We start from the raw sequence: 22,463 nt of genomic DNA on the forward strand, positions 1-22,463 counted from the left end.
GGGATAACATTGCTGAAAACTTGCCGCTTTAAGCGCCATGTTATTGTTGGTTTGGCTCTTAAGTTTTTTCATTTATTTCGGTTGCAAATCAATCAGTGTTTCATACAAATGAATGTGTTCGGCGGCGATAACTTCTTCCGAAAATTTGGTCAGAATAGTCAGCCTGGCTGCTTTTTGAATTTCCTCTTTATTTGGGTGATGATAAAGCCACTCAATTCCGTTAGCTAAATCTTCTGCGCTTTGATATGCTGCGAGGTAGCCATTTTTTTGGTGTTTAACCATATCAGGAATACCTCCAGTTGTGAAAGCAATTACCGGCGTAGCGCAAGAAAGGCTTTCCATTACGGTATTTGGCAAATTATCCTCAAGCGATGGGGTTATAAAAGCATCGGCTGCAGAGTAACATTTTGCCAGGTGCTCATCTTTATTTATGGTGCCCAAAAACGTAGTTTTAAACGGGAATTCGGGCATCTCGGCGTTTTCTTTGTTACCGAATATAACCAGCTCAATTGTGTGTTTATCAATTCCTTTTCTTCTTGATAAAATTTCGAGCGCTTCAACCAGATAAGGTGTCCCTTTATGTTTATCATTTTTCGAAGGCATAAAACCACTCATCAACACAAATTTATCCGGATTAATTTTCAGGATTTTTTTCGCCTCTGTTTTGACGTATGGCTTAAAAATTTTGGTTTCTATCGTGTTTGGAATTACTGATGTTTTCCGGGTACCCAACAAACTGCTAAACTTTACCGATTTAGCCATCCAGTTGCTTGGTGCAACAATATGAAAATTTAAAGCGGTGTAGGCTTTTTGTTTCCTCAGCCAGGTTTTATGCGAAATATCATCTTTATTGCTGAGCTTTAAGATAGGGCAGTTACCACATTGTTGATGGAAATTTTCGCAACCATAACGAACATGGCAGCCACCGGTAAAAGCGTTACTATCATGAAAGGTCCACACAATTGGCTTTTCCAGCTCATCAAGTTCCGCCAAAAATTTTGGGGTTAAAAAGCCATGATTTATCCAATGAAGGTGAATAACATCGGCACTTTTCACCTCCGGATGATTCTTTATCGAACGGCCAAACCATTGTAAACTAAAAGGCGTTTTAACCGATTTGCTGAGCCATTTTGCATAATATCTTTCGGACAGGATGTTAAAAACAGCTTTGGCTTTTTGAAACGGCGATTTACTAAAAGTATCAACAACTGGATTTTGGCCGAATTTATAATACACTAAAACTTTCGAATCGATTCCATTTGCTTTCAGGGCGTCGCTAAGGCGTAAACAGGCTCTTCCTGCGCCGCCATTTCCATCGTAAGTATTTAGGTGTAAAATCTTCAAATCAATTCAAAAATACATTTTATTGTTTACGAATATAAAATCTGTTGCGTATTTTCAACTTTCCAAAGCCAAACAAACAATATCATGATTAAAATCATACTAAAATCGCTAGTTGCAATAGTATTTTTGTTGCCTTTACACGCGTTTGCTCAAAACCAAACTTATTTCGCTGCATTTCCTGCTTTAACGCCCGATGCGCAAACAATAGTATTCAGCTATGATGGCGACATCTGGAAAGTGCCTGCGAAAGGTGGTCTTGCTTCAAGAATTACCGCAATGCAAGGTGAAGAAATAAACCCGAAAGTTTCCCCTGATGGTAAATGGATGGCTTTTTCTTCCAATCAGTATGGAAATTATGATGTTTACATAATGCCTTTAGCTGGTGGCGACATTAAACAGTTAACTTTTAATGATGCTGCTGACGAGGTTGATAACTGGAGTTGGGATTCTAAAACAATTTATTTCACCTCGGGCAGGTTCAATTCTTTTTCAAGTTATAAAGTTGGCATAGGCGGAGGAACTGCACTTCGCTTGTTCGAAAACTATTTCAACACCACTCATCATGTTGCAGAGGCTCCTGATGGTGAGTTGTTTTTTAGCGATACGTGGGAAAGTTATCGTTTCGCCAATCGAAAGCATTATAAAGGGGCCTATAATCCTGATATACAATCTTATAATTTAAAAACCAAAACATATAAACAATACACAAATTATATTGGTAAGGACTTTTGGACAAGCGTTGATGCTAGAGGAAACGTCTATTTCGTTTCTGATGAGGGCAATGAAGAATACAATCTATATACATTTTTAGGCGGAAAAAAGACTGCACTTACCAATTTTGATACATCGATTAAACGCCCCTTTGTATCAGCTAACGGAACAACAGTTGTTTTTGAAAAAGATTATCAGCTTTATATCTATGATGTTGCAACTAAAAAAACGGAGAAAGTAAACATCAGCACGTCACGGAATCAGATTTTAACTAAGGCGCAGGAGTATGATGTTAAAGGAAATATTTCGGGGTTTGATGTTGCTCCCGATGGTAAAAAAATAGCCTTTGTTTCTCGTGGAGAGCTTTTCGTTAGCGATGCCGAAGGAAAATTTATCCGTAAAATCACCAACAGCGGCGAACGGGCAATGCAGTGTAAGTGGCTTGCAGATAATAAAACGATTCTGTTTTGCCAAACGTGGAACGGCTACCAAAACTGGTTTACTATAACCGGTGATGGCAAAGGAACGCCTAAACAGCTAACAAAAGATAAAGCAAACGACCGCGATATAACCCTGAATAAAACCCGGACAATGGGCGTTTATTTAAGCGGCAGAAATGAGTTGAAGCTTTTGGATTTAAAAACATTTGAAAGCAAAACGTTGGTTACAGACGAGTTTTGGGCGATTCAAAATTCGACACCAAGTTTTTCTCCAAATGATGAATACGTGCTTTTTACCGCCTATCGCAATTTTGAACAAGATATTTTAGTTCATAACATCAAAGGCAATAAAACCATCAACCTTACAAATACTGGTGTTACAGAAACCGCTCCGGCTTGGTCGCCAGATGGGAAATACATTTATTTTACCAGCGCCAGAACCGATCCTTTTTACCCTTCCGGAAGTGAAAATGTTCACATTTATCGCATGGCGCTCAACAATTACGATGCACCTTTCCGTTCAGATAAATTTGATGATTTATTTAAAGAAACTGCTCCTGAACCTAAAGATGTAAAGCCTGCCGTTACAGATAAAAAAAGCGCTAAAACTATCGATACCGCTAAAAAGAAGACCGAAGTCAAAGCAGCACCGAAACCTGCGAACATCATCACCATAAACACCCAAAATATTCTGGATAGGGTAGAACTGGTTAGTCCGGGTTTTGGCAGCCAGTTTGGCACAGATGTTTTTGCTAAGGGCGATAAAACTTATGTTTTTTATTCTTCTAACCACGAGGGCGGGAAAACAGGCTTATATCGTACCACAATTGAGCCATTTGAAGCGAATAAAACGGAAAAGGTTGGCGATGGTGATGACATCAGCATTATCCAGGTTGCCGATAAGTTTTTTACACTAGCTGGAGGCGTTATTAATAAATACAACCTCGACGGCAATAAACTGGATAAGATTGACCATGCGTATAAATTTGCAAGAAATCTTAATGCTGAATTTAACCAGATGTTTTATGAAACCTGGGTTGGTTTGGACGAAAACTTTTATGATGAAAATTTCCATGGTGTAGATTGGGAGAAGATGAAAACCCGTTACGCAGCTTATCTGCCATACGTTAATAATCGGAGTGATTTGAGGTTGCTGCTGAACGATATGTTGGGCGAATTAAACTCTTCGCATATGGGCTTTAATAGCACAGGCGCCGAAGAACGCAAGAACCTGAATTACATTACCAACCAAACGGGGATTATGTTTGACAACGAAAATCCATATAAAGTGGAGCGAATCATTGCTAAAAGTAATGCATCGTACAATGGTGTAAACATTCTTCCAGGCGATGTTTTAACGGCTGTAAATGGAACTCAGGTTGATGAGAAAACTGACCGCGATTTCTATTTTAGCAAACCATCCTTGGATAAGGAGATAACCTTAACCTTTTCGCGTGGCGGAAAAAATGTCTTCGTAAACATCCATCCGCAGGGTTCTGCTGCGTTAAAAAACAATCTATATGATGAATGGATTGCAAAAAACCGTCAAAATGTAGATAAATGGGGCAACAATCGCATTGCCTATTCTTACATGAAAAATATGGGTGCGGGAGAGTTAGAGAGGTTTTTGTTAGATATGGTAGAGCAGGAGGAGCAAAAAGACGCCATCATACTAGATTTGCGCTACAACACCGGTGGAAATGTTCATGATGCAGTACTAAAATTCCTTTCTCAGAAACCATATTTAAAGTGGAAGTACCGTGGCGGAAAAATGGCGCCACAAAGCAATTTTGGTCCGGCGGCAAAGCCTATTGTTTTGCTGGTTAACGAACAATCGTTAAGTGATGCGGAAATGACCGCCGCGGGTTTTAAGCAATTGAAATTGGGTAAAATTATTGGAACTGAAACTTACCGATGGATTATTTTTACCTCGGCTAAAGGTTTGGTTGATGGTTCTTCTTACCGCTTACCTTCATGGGGCTGTTATACAATGGATGGCAAAAACATTGAAAAAGAAGGCGTAAAGCCAGATATCTATGTAAATAACAGTTTCGAAGACAGGCTTGCGGATAAAGATCCACAATTAGAAAAAGCCGTGGCAGAAATTTTAAATGATTTAAAGTAATGGTACCAAATCCTTTATGATTTAAAACATTCGAGGAAATCAGCGCCTCTTGCATTCAAAAAAGCTCATAAAATGATAGCTGAATTACAGTAAATCCTAAAGGAGAACTGGCAAGCCGGAGCTGAAGAAATATGGTTTGGCTGGTTAATACTCCAGAAGAATTTCCCAAAGCTTTCCTTGATGTAATTGTATTAGCCTGGATCTTCAAATTTTTCCGTTTCTTTGGCCTTTGGAATTATTTAACATGGCAAATTTATTAACCGACAGAGCTTTTTGGGTAAATTATTGGGAGCGTAAAAAAGGACTTGCGGTACAGCTACCATCAAATTATCTGTTTCATCGCCAACTGGCAGATGTTATAGAGAAGCATAACGTAAAAACTGCAATCGAACTTGGTGGTTTTCCAGGTTATTATGCCGTTTTTTTAAAAAAATATTTTAAACTGGATGTAACGCTTCTCGATTATTTCGTACATCCGCCTGTGGTTAATGAGTTACTACAAAAGAATGATTTAAGTGCTAAAGACATTCATATTATTGAAACCGATTTATTTAATTACGAACCCGAACAGCAATATGATTTAGTACTTAGTTGTGGTTTAATCGAACATTTTAATGATACTGCAGACATCATAAATCGGCATATCGCTTTTGTAAAGCCCGGCGGAACGCTGTTTATCACGCTGCCGAATTTCAAAGCAGTAAATGGCTGGTTTCAAAAAAACTTCGACAAGGAAAATTACGATAAGCACAATATCGATAGCATGAATCCGGAATTGCTAAAATCGATTTGCGAAACAGCGGGTTTAAAGGATGTTAAAGCAGGCTATTTTGGTCGGTTTAGTGTGTGGCTCGAAGATGAGTCTCAAAAATCAGCAGGCGTTCGTTTATTTAAAAAAATGGTTTGGGTTAGCGGGAAAATCTTCACAAAACTTATTCCCTTCGAAAGCCAAGGCTTATCGCCATACATTATTTTACAAGCCAGAAAATAAATTAGTCTCTTTTTTTATAAATCCCAAACTCACTTAAAGTAATACAAACCGGCGATTTGGTAATATTTACTCTCACTTTGGTTGTGCTAACCGGTGTTTCCAGTTTGATTAATCTTTTTGCCCCGATACTCGTTCCGTCAAAAACTTTTTTCCAGCTATTGTTCTCAAAAATTTCAATGTTGTATGCTTCAATTCTTTGGCCAAGCGGTATGTACTCCTGCAGGCTGATGATGTCGAAAGTTTTGGTCGCTTTTAAGTCGATTTCTATACTTGCGGTACGAACATCATCTTTAGTTGCCCAATAGCTGTTTCTATTTGCGTCTAAAATTTTCGAAACCCCATAAGTTTTCCCTCTGCTATTGCTGGCCGTAATTTGTGCAGTTTTAGCCAGGTTATTTGCAAAAGTGTGTGCAACCATATCTCCAAAAGCTTTTAGCGCCGCAACATCATCTTCATGCAACTGGCCGCGTGTATCGGGTGCTAAACCCAAATCTAATCCAGCACCCCGGCCAACACTTTTCAGGTATAAATCAAACAAAGTCTCTGGTGTTTTTGGCTTTTCTGTCGGATGATAGAACCATCCTTTTCTAAGTGGTACATCACATTCGGCCGGCATCCAGAACTTGCCGTTTCTAATACCCATCGGGCTTTGCGGATAATTTGCCTGACCCGGAACAGCCACGTTTTTGCCCTCGGGCGGAAGCGGCGTAAAGGTTTCCCAACTCGTCTCTGCCGCGTTGCCATCTTCATTGCCAACCCAACGGATATCAAGGCCAATATCGCTAAATATATTTGCCATTGGCTGCATTTTTCTGGTAATTGCCCAGGTATTATTCCAGTCGTAGTAAGTTGTATTATCGATAGAGCGTTTTTCTTTTGCGCCACCGTAATAGCCATCGCCACCGTTTGCGCCATCATGCCAGCTCATAAAAAGAGAGCCATAGTTGCTGTAAAGTTCTTTAAGTTGCGCCTGGTAAATAGCTAAATATTCCGGAGTACCGTATTTGGCATTATTTCTATCCCATGGAGAACAATAAACACCGAAACTTAAGCCGTTTTTTCTAACAGCCTGCTCAATCTCTTTAACGAGGTCGCCTTTTCCACCTCTGAATGGACTTTGCATAATATTATAAGCTGTGGTTTTTGTTGGCCAAAGAGCGAAACCGTCGTGATGTTTTGCCACCAGAATAATTCCCCTTAAACCGCCGGCTTTCGCAGCTTTAATGATTTGTTCTGCATTAAAGTCTGTTGGGTTAAAAGTTTTGGGATCGGCGTCTCCAAATCCCCATTCCTTGTTTTCGAATGTAGTTGGCGTAAAATGAATCAAACCATAAACTTCAATGTCGTGCCAGGCAAGCTGCCTTTTAGACGGTAAAGCTCCATAAGGCTTTGGCGCATTCTGTGCCTTTACCAGTATCGAAACTGAAAGAAGTAGTATTGTTATCCATTTCATAAAGCAAAATTTAAAAACTTAAAGATGGTCAGATTAATTGCAATGGTTGTTATTTATTGATTTTTTCTACCAAGAACCGTTTAATCCTGTCCCATAAACTTCCCTTTCTGTTGGCTAAAAACAATTTTATTACCTGATAAGCCTGTTCATTTTCTTCAATAACCTCCGGAAACTCAACAATTGGTTTCGGGTTAATGATAACATTGTAAATGTCATTTATACCAGAGTGAACCCCGCTACCATCGTGACCAATATTATTTACCAACGATTGCGATGGATTTAACGTTAGGCCGCCCTTTAAGAATATAGAGGCATACCATCGGATTGCCCAGCTATTATTTTTACCATTTTTGAATTCCTGCATTTGCTTCCAGAAATTCATAGTATTATCAATGGAAAATGCTGATTTCTTTTTGCTGTCGAACTGGCTTAATAACGTGTCGATATTTGGTTCGAAGTGTTTCCACGCTCTTGCCCATGTTGCCCATCCCCAGCTTGTTGCCGCCCTGTAAAAAAACGACTGAGGTAAACTTTCAGCTTTAATGGGGTACATGTAAGCACCAATGTGCATCACTTTTTCCTCTTCTTTATAGCGGGTTAAACCATCATTAAAATAAGTAAGTGTATGTGGGGAAGTTATCAAATCGTCTTCAAAAACGATGACCTTGCCATAATCATTTATCAGTTGTGTAACTCCGGCTATAATGGAATTGGCTAAACCCGCGTTCGATTTTCGTTCGATAACTTTAACAGATTTAAAACCATCAACATTGTTAATTATTGACCTAACCTCTGCCACTTTATCTTCCTCTTGTTTGGTTTTAGCGCCGTCAGAAAAGATGTAAAGCCGGCTTTCGGCAGCCAGTTCGTTTTGTTGCAAAAATTTTAAAGTCCGCTCCGTGTGTTGTGGGCGGTTGTAGACGAAAAGTGCTATCGGGGCGGGGTTTTGCATTGTTGTTAGTCTTTCACCATTTAAGGAATGTAGGTTCCGGTTAAGGCAATATTTTAAAAAATTCGCTCGCGTAATTCATTTGCAGCGGTTTTTAACCTTCCTCGAAGATATGATTTGAATTTAAATTTATCATTAAACCCATCGGCTGATTTAATAGTTTCATCCAGGTTAAAAGTTGTGCGATAATGTTCTCCCCAACTAAAAAATATGCAGGTTCGAATCTGACTTTTGCGTTAAAACCGTATAAGCATTAGCAAATTGTTCCTGTTTCTTTCTGCCAAGGAAATTCCCCAAAGTCTTTTTAATGCGATATTCCAATTCGATTTTTAAGTTTTTGGTAAATGTTTTAGGTGCCTTTTTGTTAACAAATTCATTAAACTTAACGGTTTCAGGGGCGGTCATAGAAACTTTATCTTCTAAAATTTCCAGTCCCTCACTCTGCAACAAAAAACGTAACGATGTTGGCGTATACATGTTTATATGGCCATAATCTAAAAAGTGTTTCATTCTGTTATCCACACCAAAACGGTAATCTTTTGGCACCTCAACAACGATATGTTTGGCAACTCTTTTTAACTCTCTAAGCAAGATTCTTTCATGTTCTACATGTTCCAAAACATGGGCTAGAATCACCAAATCGAAAGCATCATCTTCATAAGGAATTTTATAGCCGTCGAAGGTTTGGGCATCTTTTAAGAAAGAAAGCTTTCTTTCCATAATTATATCAACACCGCTTTGCGCAATCTCGAGTGCATATAATTCGGGTGCAAATCTCCATTCGTTTAAAAAATGAAGAATACTTCCGTCGCCTGCCCCAACTTCTAAAACCTTTTTCGGTTTAATGCCTTTACAAACATCAATAATGTTTTGGGCTTTATATTTTGCGCCAAGCATACGCCAGGCAACATCGCTGTTTGTATAAAAATTATCGTACGCTGTTTTTACTTCTTCACTAATCATATGTTAAAGTTTGAAGATTAAATGCCCAAACAGTTGTCCGCTTTATAAAAAACAGAGGTTGCTTTTTCGTAAAATAAACCCGGAGAAATCCCGCTGAAACTGATTTCTTTAAAACCCTGACCTTTCAATAAAACTCTCGCCGCATCGTAAACTTTACGTTCGCTGTCGTCTAAAACCAACACACCGTTTGATGACAAAGCCTCGATGCTATATTTGCAGCAATTTACCCGGTCCCGGCCATCAACAATGATTATGTCGAACTTCTTTCCAAGCGAGGTGGCTTTCTTCGCATATTCGCCGTCGCGTTCTAGATGGCAAAAAATCATTTCCGCATTAGCCGGACTGTTGTTTTTCACATTGTCGAACCAGCCTTTATCGTGTTCAACAGAGGTAACCGAGCCGGCTCTTTCCGCATAGAAAATAGTCGAGCTGCCTGAGCCATATTCAAAAATATGTTGCGACTTGTTGATTCTTTCTTTTATAAAATCAATAAAAGAATAAGTTACCCATGGCAGAGCGTTTCCCGCTCCATCTACAGCTTGCCTTTTATCAAAAGCGGTGAACCAGCCAATGCTGTTTAAATAGCCTTTATGGCCGTAAGATAGTAATGCTTTAAGCCTGTTTGGCTTAGCGATTAGTGTTGTTAATGCTTTTAGAGTACTCAACGTGTTGATATTTTTTGAAATGCGGTGACCAAAAATAATGATTTTAACATCATTATGCCTTGTTGACGAGTTTTTGGAATTAACAAGATAAAAAAGGTAGAAACAAAGCAAGCTATTAGTGTAGCAATTGATGCGCCAATGCCTGCATATTTCGGAATTAACCAGAGGTTAAGCAAAACGTTTACCAAGGCCCCGGCGGCTGTACGGTAAAACGCAATTTTTGTGTAGCCTTCGGCAATTAAATACTGCGAACTTGCACTGCCTAAAAACACAAATATTCCAGACCAGATATGAATGGAAAGCATTGCGCCGGCGCCTTCGTATTTGTTAGAATATAGCAAATGAATGATGAAATTAGCTGTAAAACTAATAAAGATGCCAACCGGAAGGCAGATGTAAACCAGTAAATCGTATAAATTGCCTAACCTTTTATGGTAGCGTTCCAAATCGGTTTTCCTGGCATTAACCAAGGCCGGAAATACTGAAGTTACTATAGCAACGGGAATAAAATACCATGCTTCGCTTAGGTTTGCTGCGGCACTGTAAATGCCAACCGCCTTGCTGCCAACTCCCTTAAGCATTACTACGTCGATTTTCATATAAATGGAAACCATTACTGCAGATAAAATTAAAGGTGAAGATTGTCTCAGGAGTGATTTTGCCCTGCCGGAATCAAAATTCCACTTAAAGATATCAAAACCTCTTTTATGATAAACGATAATTAAGCCGAGTGCCAGAATAAATCCGTCAAATACCAGAGCGCATACAATGTATATTAATGGCAAACCGAAGTAGATTAAAATTAATTTTACGGCTGCCGAAATAATTAAACAAATATTTTGAACCTGAACAACGTATTTAGATTGAACCTGCGATTGAAAATAAGCATCAATAACGTTAAATGATTTAAAAAAGGAAGCCAGTGCAAGCAAGCCTACCATTACCGTTAATGGTGCACCGGGGCTTGAAGATAACTTATGGCTAAAATAGTAAATAGCCATTGCCAACGGAATGGCGGCGGCGTTTGTAACTATTCTCAGCCAAAGCGAGGTGCCTAAAATTTCATCTCTTTTAGCAGGTTCTTTGATAATTTCTCGTATGATAAAGGTATCGAGACCTAACGCCCCAACTGCAGCTAAAATGGCCACCAGTGAAAGGCCGAAATTTAGATCGCCAAACAGATCAGGGCCTAAATACCTCGCGATGAATAGCCCGACGATTAAGCTTAGTACCTTTCCAAACATTAACCAGCCTGTATTTTTTAGATACTTGTTAAATGCTTCTTCATCAAAACCTTTTATGGCAGGTAATTTCATCAACGCAAAGATGTAAAAAAATGTTTGTCGCTTTACAGTCTATGTTACAATCTGTGCATAAAACATTTAGGCGAAATAAATCGTTAATAAAAAGAACCAAAATAATATGTTATGAAACACTATCAAACTATTGCCTGCATGGTATGCTTTTTTTTGACACTTTCAGCTTGTAAAAAAAACAACACCGTTACCCAGGGAACAGATAAGCAGGAAACCTGGCAAGAGCATTGGTTTGAACACAATCAATTGCTTACTAATGTTTTTTCTAACGATGATTTGAAGGTTTTTTATGATAATGATGTTAATAAATCCGTAAAATGGCCGAATGATTATTTAACCAAAGTTTGGAAGTATACAAAAACGGTTTACGGCAACTTCGGTGCAGATAAACAATTGTATGCCATCTTTCATACCGCAAAGTATTCAGGCGGGCATCCATCTAATTATTTGGAAGCCAGTCATGACAATAGAAATGTTATCGACATTGGCCTCCTCGATCCGAAAGCCTGGGAAGGATTTACCGCTGGCGAGATTGACATCGTTACACACGAAGTAGGCCACATCGTCGAATTCGCTTCTAAAGGGAAACATAATTCACCCGCGTTTAAAATTTGGGGCGATAGTAAATGGATGGAAATTTATCAGTATGATGTTTATAAAAACCTTGGTATGGCAGCCGATGCCGAACGCTGGTACAACAAATGCATGGCCACAAGCGATAACTTTCCGAAAGCAAATACGCAATGGTTTAAGAACTGGTTTTACCCAATTTATTCAAACAATGGAGGGACAGCGGCCTTAAACAAATTTTTCGTTTTGTTGTCTCAAAACTTCCCCGCAAGGGGTACTGAATATACCAGGGATATGAACTTTGGAGAGTTTGTTCACTTCTGGAGTGGTGCTGCAGGCGTAAATCTTAAATCGCAAGCAACAATAGCTTTTGGCTGGACAACAGAAATGGAAAATCAATTTAACAAAGCCAGAACTGATTTTCCAAACATCAAATATTAACAGGAGTAGAATCTGCTACTACGATTTAGGGATATTACCCGCAGAATTAGAATTCCATTTTGCGAGCAATAAGTTCTGTAGTTTTTACACAAACAGCTCCACCAACTAAGGCAGTTTTAGCGATTCGGACTTGCAAGAGTATGCTACAAGGAGCATTTTTTATATATTTACCATTATGCAAAACCAAGCTCCGTTAGCAGAAAGAATGCGCCCGCAAAACTTAGATGAATACGTTGGGCAGAAGCATCTGGTGGGCGCTGGCGCTGTTTTGCGTAAGGCTATTGAAAGCAGCCAGTTACCATCGATGATTTTTTGGGGGCCACCCGGTGTTGGCAAAACAACACTGGCCTATATTATTTCACAAGCGTTAGACAGGCCATTTTTCAACCTCAGCGCAATTAATAGTGGTGTAAAAGATATTCGCGAGGTAATTGACAAAGCAGCTGCCTTAAAAGATAGTTTCCTGGGTTTGCCGATCCTGTTTATTGATGAGATTCATCGGTTTAGTAAATCGCAGCAAGACAGTTTACTTGGTGCTGTAGAACGTGGCTTGGTTACCTTAATTGGTGCAACAACAGAAAACCCTTCTTTCGAGGTGATATCAGCTTTGCTATCCCGTTGTCAGGTTTATATTTTAAAATCGTTAACAGAGGATGAACTTGCTGGTTTACTCGAAACTGCCATAAAGAAAGACGCGGTTCTTGCAAAAAAAAGCATCACCATTAAGGAACATGAGGCCCTAATCCGCTTAAGCGGGGGAGATGCCCGAAAGCTTTTAAACGTACTAGAAATTGCAGTGAACGGTATTGGTGGAGATAAAATAACTTTAACCAATGAAAGTGTACTTGCACATGCGCAACAAAATCTGGCCCTCTATGATAAAGCGGGCGAGCAACATTACGATATCATTTCCGCTTTTATAAAATCTATCCGCGGAAGCGATCCAAATGCTGCAGTTTATTGGTTAGCAAGAATGATTGAAGGCGGTGAAGACCCATTATTTATCGCGAGAAGATTATTGATTCTTTCTTCGGAAGATATCGGAAACGCAAATCCCAATGCTTTGTTACTGGCAAATAACTGCTTTACGGCGGTTAACGTTATTGGCTATCCTGAAGCAAGAATTATTCTGTCGCAGTGTGTAACTTACCTGGCCAGCTCGGCAAAAAGCAACGCATCTTACGAGGCCATAAATCAGGCACAGGCCCTGGTAAAGCAAACCGGCAACCTACCCGTTCCCCTTTATATCCGTAACGCACCTACCAAGCTTATGAAAAACATTGGATATGGGAAAGATTATAAATATTCGCATAGCTATGAAGGAAATTTCGAACCACAGGAATATTTGCCTGATGAAATAAGCGGCACTAAACTGTACGATCCAGGCAAAAATCCGGCAGAAGAAAAGCTTCGTGAAAAATTAAAGCAAAACTGGAAAGATAAATACAACTATTAGCTGTAACATTTAAGCCAAAACAAATACTAATTAACAGAACTAATACCTAAACTATATATGTTGAATACTTTTTTAAGCCATCAATGGAAATCATTCTGGCGTTCGAGGAATCGGGGCAGTAGTATTGCCGGGCAAATTGTTCTCGGCTTTTTTATGCTTTATTTTCTTGTGCTTGCCCTCGGTGCAGGTTTTGGAATGCAATTCATTTTGCCTAAAATATTCCCCAATCAAGATGTGATAAAGAGCTTTAATGGCTTAATTTTGTACTATTTTGCGCTCGATTTTATTATGCGGCTGCAACTTCAGGAGCTACCAACTTTAAGCATTATTCCCTACCTCCATTTAAAAATTTCGAGAAGCAAAATCATCAATTTTCTTAATGTTAAGGCACTTTTTTCGGCTTTTAACCTTTGGCCATTTTTTCTGTTCTGGCCATTTTGCTTCATGAAAATTGCGCCAACTTATGGCGCTTTCCCAACGTTAATGTATATTGTTACCATCCTTTCGTTATCTGTTTTTAACAATTACCTGGCCCTTTACATTAAGCGTAAATCTATTAGCAATGTACTTTATACACTTGTTGGCCTGGTAATTTTCGCTGCCCTTGCGGCACTTGAATATTACAAAGTGATTTCGGTAATGGCCGCTTCTGATTACGTTTTTAAAACTATTGCGGCAAAACCTTACATCGGTTTCATTTTTACGTTGGCAGCCATTGCCATTTTCTACATAAACGCTACCTTCCTTCGTAAAAACTTGTATACTGAGGAGTTAAGCAGCAAACAGGAGAAAAAGGCGAGTACAGATTATGCATTCTTAAACCGTTTTGGCAAAGTAGGTGAACTTGCCGCCCTTGAGCTAAAGTTAATTCTTCGCCACAAAAGGCCCCGTTCTTCGGTTATTATGGGGTTTTTCTTCCTCTTCTACGGATTTATCTTCTACAAAGAAAAAGCGATAGACAGAGATGCGTTCGGGCAAATGATGTTCGGGGCAATTTTTATGACAGGCATTTCCATAATTATTTATGGCCAGTTTATGTTTGCCTGGCAAAGTGCCCACTTCGATGGAATCCTTGCCAACAAAATCAATTTTAAAGATTATATAAAAGCCAAGTTTTTGCTTTTTACAATTGGCTGTACCGTGATTACTTTGCTTGCCAGTTTTTACGGCTTTTTAAGTCCTAAACTCTTATTGCTTCATGTCGCCGCTTACCTTTACAACATAGGCTTTGGAACTGTTGTGGTGCTTTATCTGGCAACTTTAAATTATAAACGGTTAGACATTACCAAAGCGGCAAGTTTTAATTATCAGGGTACGGGTGCAACCCAATGGTTATTAATGTTTCCTTACGCACTTACGCCGATATTAATTTATGTTCCTTTCGGTGCGCTTGATATGCCTTACTGGGGCTTAATTGCCGTTTCCATTTTTGGCCTGGCCATGCTTTTGATGCGTGGATTCTGGGTTAATTACATTGCAAAAAGATTAGAATTACAACGTTATAAAATAGCCGAAGGCTTTAGAGAATAATTATGATTTTAGAAGTTAAGAATTTACAGAAAGTTTATGGCGATAAAACCGTTGTAAACATCGAAGATTTGCATATCGAAGCTGGCGAAACCGTAGGTTTGGTAGGTAATAACGGCGCCGGAAAAACAACGTTTTTTAGGATGTTGTTAGATTTAATCCGGCCAACAGCAGGAGAAGTTTTATCGAAAGGTGAAAATGTAATGCAGAATGATAACTGGAAAAATTACACCGCGTCCTTTCTTGATGAGGGTTTCCTGATAGATTATCTCACGCCCGAAGAGTATTTTATTTTTATCGGAAGTTTGCACGATTTAAGTGTGGCAGACGTTTCGGCCTACCTTAATCAATATGGAGAATTTTTTAACGGCGAGATATTAAACAGCGGAAAATACATCCGCGATTTTAGTAAAGGAAACCAAGTTAAAGTTGGTATTGCTGCTGCCCTAATGCAAAAGCCTGAAATTTTAATTCTCGATGAGCCGTTCGCTAACCTGGATCCAACAACTCAAATTCGTTTGAAGAATTTGCTTAAAGCACAAAGCGGAAGCATGACAACTTTTATTTCAAGTCATGATTTAAACCACGTTACCGATGTTTGTAACAGAATCATTTTAGTAGAAAAAGGAAGGGTAATCAAAGACTTTAAAACAGACGAAAATACTTTGAAAGAATTGGAAAGCTACTTTTCTGCTTAAAGTTTTGTACTAATAATAATACATTCAAAAAGCTTCAAGATATTGAAGCTTTTTTTTGTTGTAGAAAATTATTCTTTTCAGCTCTATTGTTGCTTAATCTATTTAATATTTCGAGCAAATGATTTTTGGCATTGTGTTTGAATAAGGATTCGAAGGAAATTAAACCTAAATTATTATGAATATTTCAAAAGTAAAAATAGCAACATTAAGTATAGGATTAGCAGTTGGTTCGATGGCATTTCAAAGCTGTGATAGTTTAACTAAAACACAGAAAGGTGCTGGTATTGGTGCGGCTGCGGGTGGTGTAGTTGGTGCATTAATTGGCAAAAAAGCTGGTAATACAGCGGTTGGTGCATTAATTGGTGGTGCTATTGGTGGTACTGCGGGTGCTTTCATCGGTCGTAGAATGGATAGACAGGCAGCAGAAATACAAAAAGCAATTCCTAATGCAGAAGTTATCCGTGAGGGTGAAGGTATCATCGTAAAATTTGATAGCGGAATTTTATTCGATTTCGATAAAACAGCATTAAAAGATGCAGCTAAAACAAATGTACAGAGCCTTGCAGCTTCATTAAATCAATATCCTGATACCGATATTAAAATTATCGGCCATACAGATAGCAAAGGTACTGAGCAATACAACATGGGCTTATCAGAAAGAAGAGCTGCTGCGGTTAAAGCTTATGCTGTTTCTCAAGGCGTTCCTTCGTCAAGGTTAGTTACCATTGGTAAAGGCTTTGCAGAACCAATTGCAGATAATGAAACTGAAGCTGGTCGTGCTGCTAACCGTCGTGTAGAAATTGTAATCGTTGCAAACGATGCATTGAAAAACACAGCAAAAACTCAAGGATAATACTACAATTCCCTCTACCTATGAGGTCATTATATATCCAACCCCGGTGCAAAAACATCGGGGTTTTTTGTTTTTAATCCAACTCTATTGCGAGTTCCGAATTAGTAAATCCGTCGGCAAAGATTGTTAACTGTTCAGAATTGGAGAACTGTGCTACGAATAGATATCTTCAAAATAGCTTACCACCAAAGATTTCATCAGCAATTCCTGCTCCAGCATGGTATAGGGCGGAATCGCTTTGACTAATTTCCAATGTGGCCATCCGTCCTGATCAAGTCCTTCCAGCTCGTAAAAACCCATTTCGCTTAACAAACGGCACGTTGCAATGTGCATTAATTCTTCTTTCTGGCGCTTGCTGTATTTTTTCGGGCCTTTGCCCAACTCCTGTACTCCGATTAAAAACAGCATCACTTTTAAATCAGGGAAGTCTGAGTCGAATTCTTTTGATATTCTCTCCTGTAAAATTTTCCACTTGCTGTTAATCTCCGCTGGTTTCATATTTACAAAGATAAGTTTAAAATGAAGTAAGGTCAAAAACTGTACGCAAAAGCCAAAATTTTTGACTTTAAAAAGTAAAAATAAAACGTTTAAGGATTTCCTTGCGCACTGAAATATTTTTTTGGTTACATTTATAACCTATGAGCACTGATTCAAATAAAACAATTACGGCAGGATTATTGGCTTACGGCATGTCGGGTAAAGTTTTCCACGCACCGTTTCTAAATGCACACAATGGATTCAGTTTAAAAGCTGTAGTTGAGCGCAGCAATAAAAACGCTGAAAGAGATTACTCAAATGTGGTAAGTTACAATAGCGTTGACGAACTTTTAGCAGACGAAGAAATTGAGTTAGTAATCGTTAATACTCCAAATAACCTCCATTACGAACATGCTAAAGCCGCATTAGAACAGGGTAAACATATTCTTGTAGAGAAGCCTTTTACTGCAACAACAGCGCAGGCTGTAGAATTGTTCAATTTAGCCGATAATGTAGGCAAGCAGATTTTTTTCTATCAAAACCGCCGTTGGGATAGTGATTTTGCATCGATAAAAAAGGTTTTAGCAAGCGGAAAACTGGGTAAATTGAATGAGATGCATTTCCGCTACGATAGATACAGAAATGTGATCGGGCCGAAAGCTTTCAAAGAAAAAGCCATCGAAGCGAGCGGCTTGTTGTATGATTTAGGTCCGCATCTGCTCGACCAGATAATTAGTTTATTTGGCAAACCCCTTAGTTACCACAAAATTTTAGGGAAAAACAGGAAAGATACTTTGGTTGATGATTACTTCTCTATTCAACTCAGCTATCCTGATAGCGTTAATGTATTTGTAACTTCGAGCATGCTTGTGGTTAACCCTCAGGCAGCTTTTGTGCTGCACGGTGTTTATGGAAGTTTTATCAAGCAAAGAGCGGATATACAGGAAGAACAGCTACTTGCTGGTATGAAACTTACTGATGAAGGTTATGGCATTGAACCGAAAGGTAAAGAAGGTTTACTAACCACCATTGATGAAGACGGGAATAAAACTGAAACGCTAATACCTTCAGAGATTGGAAGTTACCTGCCACTATTTGATGCGGTTTATGATAGCTTAACTCAAAACAAACCTTACCCGGTTACCAGGCAAGACGTGTTGGTTCAATTGGAAATCATCGAAAGTTAATCGTTTTAAAATTATGAACTCTTTACCTTTTGCGTACTTAATACCCATATTCCTCCTCGCTTTATATTTTATTCTCCGGAAAAAAAAGCCTGCTGTAGAACCCTTGACTGAAACAGATAGACAAATCTTAAACGATTATGTTGGTTATTATCACCATTTGGATTCTACCGATAAGTTGAGGTTTGAACAAAAAATTGCCGAATTTTTTAGCACGGTTAAAATTGAAGGTGTTGGTGTAGAAATGACAACGCTCGATGAGTTATTAATTGCTTCCAGTGCCGTAATTCCCATCTTTGGTTTTACCGATTGGCAATATAAAAATCTTACAAGCGTTTTGCTTTATCCTGATACTTTCAACAAAGATTTTGAGTTTGAGGGCGGCGAAAGAAACATTATGGGCATGGTTGGAAGTGGTTATATGAACGGACAAATGATTTTGTCACGCTCTGCTTTAAGGCATGGTTTTTCGAAAAGTGCGGGCAAAGAAAACACTGCAATTCACGAATTTGTACATCTTTTAGATAAATCTGACGGTGCAACGGATGGCATTCCTGAAAACCTGATAGGACACGAATATACCTTACCATGGGTGAAAATGATGCATGAAGAAATGGAACGTATCGGGGACAATAAATCAGATATAAATCCATATGCCATTACAAATCAGGCAGAGTTTTTTGCAGTCGTGTCTGAGTATTTCTTCGAAAAGCCTGAACTTTTAAAAGAAAAACACCCTGATTTGTACCATCAGCTCAGCCGGATTTTTGCCCAACAGCCGGCTGGATAGTAAAATAAATTATTAATAATGAAACAGTTTAAAAAGCTTATTTTTTTCGTAATCCTAATTTCGTCTTTTAACGCTTTTGCACAAAAAGCGTATCTGCTAAAACAAGATTATCCGCCAGGAAAAAAGTACAGCTATACAATAAGTTCTGATCAGATAATTAATCAAAAAGTTGATGGTAAGGAACTTAGCTACATCCAAAACGTGGGTACGGATTACATTTTTGATATAGCTGCTTTAAAAGGGGTCGACAAAAATATTAAAGTAACCTATAGGCGCCTAACAATAAAATCAGTTGGCATGGGTAACGAACTTATTCTCGATTCGGACAAAGATGAAGTTGGAAAAATGAATCCGTTTTCCGGTCTTAGAAATGCGAGTTTTAGCATGGTTCTGGCACCTAACGGTGCCATCAAATCTGTTTCCGGAACCGATAAAATGGTTGATAGCATTGCCTCAAAAATGACAAAAGATACCACACAATTGAAGCAAATAAAACTTTCGTTAGAAAAGCAGTTTAATGCAGAGGTGATTAGACAGACCATGGAATCATCATTCAGAATGTTTGCTGACAAGCCTGTTAAAATAGGCGAAAGCTGGATTGTAAACACAAAGGTGCAAATTACCATGCCCATTGAAACGGCAACTACCTATACCTTAAAGGAGGTGAAAGACAATGTTGCTACTCTAAGCATTAAAGGAAATTTGGTTTCGAAAGGCGATTTTGACAGTATGGGTAGTAAAATGCAAACAGACTTAAAAGGCATGAATGTTGGCGATGCTCAGATAGACATAAGAACAGGCGTAATTTTAAGCAGTCATACCCGCATAGAATTGTACGGTAAAATGAAAGCTGTAAATCAGGATATTGATTTCGATATGGAAGGCATTAACAAAATAACCGGCAAAGAAATCAATTAACTTCCTATAGGCTTCCTGTTAATGCAACCAAAAACTCGGTCATAATCTCGATGTGAGGAATGTGGCCACAAGCTTCGAATTCTACTATTTTAGCGCCAGGTATTTTTACTGCGGTATTTTTTCCTAAAAATTTGTACTGACCATGTATAACTTTTTGGTCGTCGCTTAGTAACGCTTTGCCAATGATGGTTCTGTCTTCTTTACCAATAAATAAAATGGTTGGTACCTTCAGCTTTGGAAAATCATCAACAACGGGTTCATTATAAATCATGTTGTATGTTAATGCCGCCACCTTAGCATACCTTGGGTATTCGGCGCTAAAAATAATGCCCGCACCAGCGTTTACCAGCATTTCATAATCAGGTTTCCAAACCGTAAAATAGCTTTTGTAGTATTGGCGAATACTTTCGGGTGTATTTTTCAATTCCCGTTGATACTGCTCTTCAACAGTAGAAACAGGAACAAAAGTTTTATAATCTTCAAGCCCGATTGGGTTTTCGAGCAAAAGTTTATCCATTCTTTCAGGAAACATTAGCGCAAACCGGGTAGCAAGCATTCCGCCCATGCTGTGGCCTAATATTGAGGTTTTTTGCACGCCAAGTGTATCCAGTAATTTTTTACTCCAGGTTGCAAGTTGTGTAAAACTGTAATTTATTATAGGTTTAGATGAGCGGCCAAAGCCAATTTGATCTGGAACGATAACCCGAAATCCGTTACTTGCCAAAGCCCTGATTACATGGCTCCAATAATAACCGCCAAAATTTTTACCATGGAAAAGCATAACACTTCTGCCATTTGCGGTGGTGGTTGGTGCTACATCCATGTAAGCCATTCTAATATCCTGTCCCTCAACTGAAAGTGGCAAAAATTTAACAGGATACGGATATTTAATGTTTTCTAATGTTATGGAAAGGGTGTCAACCTTTTGCGCATAAGTATTCATTGTAAATAAGGAAATCGCAATCAGGAGAAAAAAATTTTTCATGTTTAAATGTTTGGTGGCAATACAATTCACTTTCAGCCTAAAATAGGAATAATTTCAAGCTTAATGGATAGCTTAAAAACCATGCCCGTTTTTAAACCGGCCAACGAAAACACGAAATAATTTTAGTTTTTGAGCATATTTTGGTTGATAGTGTTGTTGCCTGGTCTGCCCAACACTCGTTATGCTACTGGTTTTCAGCTAGCAACCGCATAACCCATCATTTCAATCATTTGATATAATGCAGATTTCTACAAATAGAACGGAGCTGTGGCGAATTGCGCACCCCAGAAACTTCTGGTGACATTGAATATAAGTAAGCTTTATGCGCAATTTTGAAGGCATAAAGCTTACTGTTTTAAGCGTTTCTATTTGTTAAACATTGTTTTCAAAATTGCCGCAGACATGTTAACGGTTGTTGAATCAGATAGACTTCCTGATGATTTATTTACGATAATATCTTCAACTTTCAAGTTTGATTTACCTGTAGTCTTGATATAGAGGTTCTCAATTTGAAATTTCTTAGAACTGTTGTTTTCCCCGGAGATGGCTATGTCAGAATTGCCATATGCATTTACTGTCAGCGATTTACAAGAAGTGCTTTCAGATTCGAAATTGGAATTTTTGAGGTTGAGACTTATAACATCAACTTTAAGATTGTTATCGAAATTTAATCTACCAACCTTATTTAGCGTCGCAGTTAGCGTTTTCATTTTTGTTTCCGAACCAATGGAAACATCATCTAGTTCGCCTGCATCTAACTGCAGCGAATCTACATTTGCGGTCAGCGATAATCCACGCCCTTTTGCCATACTTAGCGCTGTAAAGTTTGGAGAATAAATGACTATCGACGAGTAATTGCCTTTGTTATTTCCGGTGTCTTTGATAGTAATTTGCAGCACGCCGTTCCCATCTGTCTCAAAGTTTATCAGGCTCTTATCGTTTTCGGAAATTTTTATCCCTGATTTTGAGTCTTTAATTAGTTGTATGTTTAAAAATAATCCTTTCGCGTCCGTCACCTGTATTCTGGTAAACGGTTTATTTATTTCTGAACTAACAAAGCCGGCTGTTGGTGTAGCAAAGTGCTCAATTGTTTTGTTTTCTGCTACGGCAGATTTCTGGTCAGCATAATTTAATTTTACCGTTATCGCGACCACAATAATCGGGATAATGATGAGCGCAACCGCCAATGCAATTAATATTTTGTTACTTGTTTTCATGTTTTTAAGCGTTAAAATTTTCTTTAACAAATGATTCGTATTTGGTTTTGAGTTCGTCAAAACCGATATTTAGCAAGTAAATGTTTCTAAATACTACAGGCAATTCATCATCTATAAACTGCACTTTTCGGTAGCTTTTTACATTTTCAGTTGCGCTTTCATCAACAAAGAAACCAATGCCTCTTTTATTGTTTATGATGTTTTTGTTCTGTAAAAGTTCATATGTGCGCATCACGGTGTTTGGGTTTACTTCCATTTCTATGGCAAGCTCCCTAACTGAGGGCACTTTTTCATCGGCTTTCCACTTTCCCAGCAAAATGTGTTCGCAAACGTAATCTGCTATTTGAAGGTATATCGCCTTATTATCTCTAAATTCCATGTTTATAGCAA

At 38.5% G+C, this 22,463-nt stretch carries 20 protein-coding genes; 10 read left to right on the forward strand and 10 right to left on the reverse strand.

Annotated features, from left to right (window positions below; translation table 11 throughout):
- Window positions 1–72: 72 nt before the first annotated feature.
- Complete coding sequence (locus tag ASG14_RS01995; protein ID WP_056869386.1) at window positions 73–1,344, reverse strand: glycosyltransferase family 4 protein; 1,272 nt, start codon at window positions 1,342–1,344, stop codon at window positions 73–75.
- Window positions 1,345–1,428: 84 nt separating this feature from the next.
- Between ASG14_RS01995 and ASG14_RS02000 the strand changes: the two genes are divergently transcribed.
- Together ASG14_RS02000 and ASG14_RS02005 are read left to right on the forward strand one after the other, a co-directional pair.
- Window positions 1,429–4,620, forward strand: a complete 3,192-nt coding sequence (locus ASG14_RS02000) for a S41 family peptidase (protein ID WP_056869387.1) — start codon at window positions 1,429–1,431, stop codon at window positions 4,618–4,620.
- A 244-nt stretch (window positions 4,621–4,864) separates the two neighbouring features.
- On the forward strand, window positions 4,865–5,611 hold the full coding sequence (locus tag ASG14_RS02005; protein WP_056869388.1) for a bifunctional 2-polyprenyl-6-hydroxyphenol methylase/3-demethylubiquinol 3-O-methyltransferase UbiG: 747 nt from the start codon (window positions 4,865–4,867) through the stop codon (window positions 5,609–5,611).
- A gap of 1 nt (window position 5,612) precedes the next feature.
- Here ASG14_RS02005 and ASG14_RS02010 read toward each other — a convergent pair whose 3' ends face one another.
- The 5 genes from ASG14_RS02010 to ASG14_RS02030 all read right to left on the reverse strand — a co-directional run bounded on the left by ASG14_RS02010 (window position 5,613) and on the right by ASG14_RS02030 (window position 10,957).
- Entirely contained in the window at window positions 5,613–7,064 is a 1,452-nt protein-coding gene (locus tag ASG14_RS02010; protein ID WP_056869389.1) for an alpha-L-fucosidase, read from the reverse strand.
- Window positions 7,065–7,113: 49 nt separating this feature from the next.
- Entirely contained in the window at window positions 7,114–8,016 is a 903-nt protein-coding gene (locus ASG14_RS02015; protein WP_056869390.1) for a glycosyltransferase, read from the reverse strand.
- Window positions 8,017–8,214: 198 nt separating this feature from the next.
- Window positions 8,215–8,976: a class I SAM-dependent methyltransferase gene (locus ASG14_RS02020; RefSeq protein ID WP_056869391.1), complete on the reverse strand. Its 762-nt coding sequence runs from the start codon at window positions 8,974–8,976 to the stop codon at window positions 8,215–8,217.
- Window positions 8,977–8,993: 17 nt separating this feature from the next.
- Window positions 8,994–9,641, reverse strand: coding sequence for an FkbM family methyltransferase (locus tag ASG14_RS02025; RefSeq protein WP_056869392.1), 648 nt, complete (start codon window positions 9,639–9,641; stop codon window positions 8,994–8,996).
- Entirely contained in the window at window positions 9,638–10,957 is a 1,320-nt protein-coding gene (locus ASG14_RS02030; protein ID WP_056869393.1) for a flippase, read from the reverse strand. The genes ASG14_RS02025 and ASG14_RS02030 overlap by 4 nt, the downstream gene beginning before the upstream one ends.
- Before the next feature lie 111 nt (window positions 10,958–11,068).
- Between ASG14_RS02030 and ASG14_RS02035 the strand changes: the two genes are divergently transcribed.
- The 5 genes from ASG14_RS02035 to ASG14_RS02055 all read left to right on the forward strand — a co-directional run bounded on the left by ASG14_RS02035 (window position 11,069) and on the right by ASG14_RS02055 (window position 16,502).
- Window positions 11,069–11,968 (forward strand): hypothetical protein, encoded by a 900-nt coding sequence (locus ASG14_RS02035; protein ID WP_056869394.1) that lies wholly within the window; start codon window positions 11,069–11,071, stop codon window positions 11,966–11,968.
- A 175-nt stretch (window positions 11,969–12,143) separates the two neighbouring features.
- Window positions 12,144–13,424 carry a replication-associated recombination protein A gene (locus ASG14_RS02040; RefSeq protein WP_056869395.1) on the forward strand — a complete coding sequence of 427 codons (1,281 nt, stop codon included), beginning with the start codon at window positions 12,144–12,146 and terminating at the stop codon, window positions 13,422–13,424.
- A 57-nt stretch (window positions 13,425–13,481) separates the two neighbouring features.
- Window positions 13,482–14,954 (forward strand): DUF5687 family protein, encoded by a 1,473-nt coding sequence (locus ASG14_RS02045; protein ID WP_056869396.1) that lies wholly within the window; start codon window positions 13,482–13,484, stop codon window positions 14,952–14,954.
- Between the two features lie 2 nt (window positions 14,955–14,956).
- Window positions 14,957–15,649: an ABC transporter ATP-binding protein gene (locus ASG14_RS02050; protein WP_056869397.1), complete on the forward strand. Its 693-nt coding sequence runs from the start codon at window positions 14,957–14,959 to the stop codon at window positions 15,647–15,649.
- 175 nt (window positions 15,650–15,824) lie between these two features.
- Entirely contained in the window at window positions 15,825–16,502 is a 678-nt protein-coding gene (locus ASG14_RS02055; RefSeq protein WP_200940305.1) for an OmpA family protein, read from the forward strand.
- Window positions 16,503–16,655: 153 nt separating this feature from the next.
- Here ASG14_RS02055 and ASG14_RS02060 read toward each other — a convergent pair whose 3' ends face one another.
- Window positions 16,656–17,000: a hypothetical protein gene (locus ASG14_RS02060; protein ID WP_056869399.1), complete on the reverse strand. Its 345-nt coding sequence runs from the start codon at window positions 16,998–17,000 to the stop codon at window positions 16,656–16,658.
- A gap of 140 nt (window positions 17,001–17,140) precedes the next feature.
- On the opposite strand from ASG14_RS02060, the gene ASG14_RS02065 reads away from it, so the two are divergent.
- Genes ASG14_RS02065 through ASG14_RS02075 form a run of 3 tightly spaced genes read left to right on the forward strand, consistent with a single transcriptional unit; the run spans window position 17,141 to window position 19,871 of the window.
- The gene (locus tag ASG14_RS02065; protein ID WP_056869400.1) at window positions 17,141–18,166 is read left to right on the forward strand and encodes a Gfo/Idh/MocA family oxidoreductase; all 1,026 of its coding nucleotides are present in this window, start codon (window positions 17,141–17,143) and stop codon (window positions 18,164–18,166) included.
- 13 nt (window positions 18,167–18,179) lie between these two features.
- Complete coding sequence (locus ASG14_RS02070) at window positions 18,180–18,953, forward strand: zinc-dependent peptidase (protein WP_056869401.1); 774 nt, start codon at window positions 18,180–18,182, stop codon at window positions 18,951–18,953.
- Between the two features lie 18 nt (window positions 18,954–18,971).
- The gene (locus tag ASG14_RS02075; RefSeq protein ID WP_056869402.1) at window positions 18,972–19,871 is read left to right on the forward strand and encodes a DUF6263 family protein; all 900 of its coding nucleotides are present in this window, start codon (window positions 18,972–18,974) and stop codon (window positions 19,869–19,871) included.
- 4 nt (window positions 19,872–19,875) lie between these two features.
- Here ASG14_RS02075 and ASG14_RS02080 read toward each other — a convergent pair whose 3' ends face one another.
- The 3 genes from ASG14_RS02080 to ASG14_RS02090 all read right to left on the reverse strand — a co-directional run bounded on the left by ASG14_RS02080 (window position 19,876) and on the right by ASG14_RS02090 (window position 22,452).
- Window positions 19,876–20,856 carry an alpha/beta fold hydrolase gene (locus ASG14_RS02080; RefSeq protein WP_056869403.1) on the reverse strand — a complete coding sequence of 327 codons (981 nt, stop codon included), beginning with the start codon at window positions 20,854–20,856 and terminating at the stop codon, window positions 19,876–19,878.
- 365 nt (window positions 20,857–21,221) lie between these two features.
- Window positions 21,222–22,073: a hypothetical protein gene (locus ASG14_RS02085; RefSeq protein ID WP_157274810.1), complete on the reverse strand. Its 852-nt coding sequence runs from the start codon at window positions 22,071–22,073 to the stop codon at window positions 21,222–21,224.
- A 4-nt stretch (window positions 22,074–22,077) separates the two neighbouring features.
- Window positions 22,078–22,452, reverse strand: a complete 375-nt coding sequence (locus ASG14_RS02090) for a GntR family transcriptional regulator (RefSeq protein WP_056869405.1) — start codon at window positions 22,450–22,452, stop codon at window positions 22,078–22,080.
- Window positions 22,453–22,463 lie beyond the last annotated feature (11 nt).

It is taken from the genome of Pedobacter sp. Leaf194 (assembly GCF_001423945.1).
GTDB lineage: Bacteria > Bacteroidota > Bacteroidia > Sphingobacteriales > Sphingobacteriaceae > Pedobacter.